This is a genomic window from Coriobacteriia bacterium, from assembly GCA_013336165.1.
Taxonomy (GTDB): domain Bacteria; phylum Actinomycetota; class Coriobacteriia; order Anaerosomatales; family JAAXUF01; genus JAAXUF01.
This window is the reverse complement of the sequence record JAAXUF010000028.1, coordinates 1-1,868: the sequence shown is the minus strand read 5'-3', so window position 1 is coordinate 1,868 and position 1,868 is coordinate 1. Positions and strand designations below refer to the sequence as shown.

General features: G+C 58.9%; 2 protein-coding genes. Both read left to right on the top strand.

Features of this window, described 5'->3' with window-relative positions; translation table 11 throughout:
* Window positions 1–402: 402 nt before the first annotated feature.
* Window positions 403–882 carry a hypothetical protein gene (locus HGA39_09835; GenBank protein ID NTW29643.1) on the top strand — a complete coding sequence of 160 codons (480 nt, stop codon included), beginning with the start codon at window positions 403–405 and terminating at the stop codon, window positions 880–882.
* 80 nt (window positions 883–962) lie between these two features.
* The gene (locus HGA39_09830; GenBank protein NTW29642.1) at window positions 963–1,661 is read left to right on the top strand and encodes a hypothetical protein; all 699 of its coding nucleotides are present in this window, start codon (window positions 963–965) and stop codon (window positions 1,659–1,661) included.
* Window positions 1,662–1,868 lie beyond the last annotated feature (207 nt).

The window sequence follows — 1,868 nt, the reverse complement described above, 5'->3', positions numbered from 1 at the left end:
GGCGAAACTCGCGGCCTGGCGCGCGGTGGCTGATGCTGCCCGCGCGTAGCTAACAAACGTTTCGAGCAGACGGCGAAAGCGCTACTCTTTCGAGAGTGATACGTCCGCTGCTCAAACGTCAGACGTTAGGTGAAGACTGGGGGATGTGTGCCTGAACCGCGAGATGCTTTCATCAGATATGACGGTCTACCAATCTCCGCAGGGGGCGTGCACCACATTCGCAGCCGCAATCCAGTTGCGGTATGGGCTCAATTCGCGCTGTTTCTGGATCGCTGTGCGTCAGACATTCACTACCATGGGATCTACCTCTCTGTCAGGGATGGGTCGTCAACATCTGCCGCAAATCAGGCGGCCGGGGTGGAGGCTTTTCGGAGGTATGGAGTCCCCACGCGTCGTAATCGCGTGTCAGCGGAGCGGCCTGCAGATGTTGTATATGACAACACTTGGGAGCTTCAACAGGAGGACATCTCGGATCTCGTTGAGTGGCTCGCCAAGCAAGATGTACCTGAAGATGAGTATCTGCTCCCATCGGTCCGCGTGTTTGTCCACGCCACGTTCAAGCTGAAGGATCCGCGGACTGGGTTCACCTTGCCGTTTCAAGGGCTGGAGTACTATGGCGGCATGGGCCATGGCCCTTCGCACATCGAAGCCGCTATTGCTCGCAAGTCACACTGTGGCCTCAATCTCAACCTTCCGTACGTCGAGGCCACTGCTGAGGCCAGGGAGTACGTGAAGGAGCTGGAGGCCTTCCTTCCCTTCAAGCTGTCTCGCAAACACTGGACGCTTTGGAAGTTGACGAAGGCCGGGACGGGCTACTATCGGTGGAAGGGCATCGATATGCTGGGAGCGTCGCTTTCTCACCTAACCAACGTTTCGAGCTGACTCGCAGACAGTCGTCGCTCTCTGAAAGCGTTACGCTCGCAGCTCAAACGTCAGACGTTCGACGTACAGGAGGGGGTTCTGTGCTGATCGACACTTGGTATCCCGTCACGCACAATATGGGCCTCATCGATCTGCCGGTTGAAGCAGCCGTGTCGGCATTGATCGAGTGGCATGCATCAATCGGGACGTTCTACACCAGGCGCGACATTTCGTCTTCGCTAGGTGATGCGTTTGAGGCTCTGCCCCCGTTGTCGGCGGAAATGCGGCGTCGCGTGTTCATCGGTACACGATCCGGTTGGACGACCTGTTTCCAGAGCGGGATCGCGGGCTCTGACCCGTTTCCCGCGATGTCGTTCCTTGCGAAGAACTGCGGCGTACTTGCTATGCGAGTGTGCTCGACTCCACCCAGTGCGACCTGGCCCGCTACGATCTGGGAAGTGTATGCGCCGCCAGAACTGGGCGGGACGCCGCCGCTGGGATACAGGCGAGCAATCGCAGCGATGAACGACGGTGGGCGCTGGATCTTCGAGGAGTCAGGTTTGCCGTTCCCGTTCGAGCAGACAGAGCACTACTCCTCGCTGCGCAAGCGTGACCGTTTCACACGCGAGATGCTTTGCGACTACCTGGGCAACTTCGGACTCACCCCATTCGACGACGCGTTCTATGAGATCTCGGAGGCCAATCCTGCTGTGCTGCTGGAGAACCGCAGTCGCTGGGAGCGCCCGACTCCAGAGTTCACGCTGGAGCAGGTGGTACTCGGCCTTCCCTGGAAGCGCTAGCCTGACGTCGAACAAACGTTTCGAGCAGACGGCGAAAGCGCTACTCTTTCGAGAGCGGCACGTCCGCTGCTCAAACGTCAGACGTTAGACCGAAGGGGGATCGAGCATTGGCAGTCCCTGAATCACACAAGGCTTGGGCGCGTTACCTTCGCGCTCATGCGTTCGGGCCCGAAGGGCAACCAAGCGTCCGCCGTTACTACAACGAGG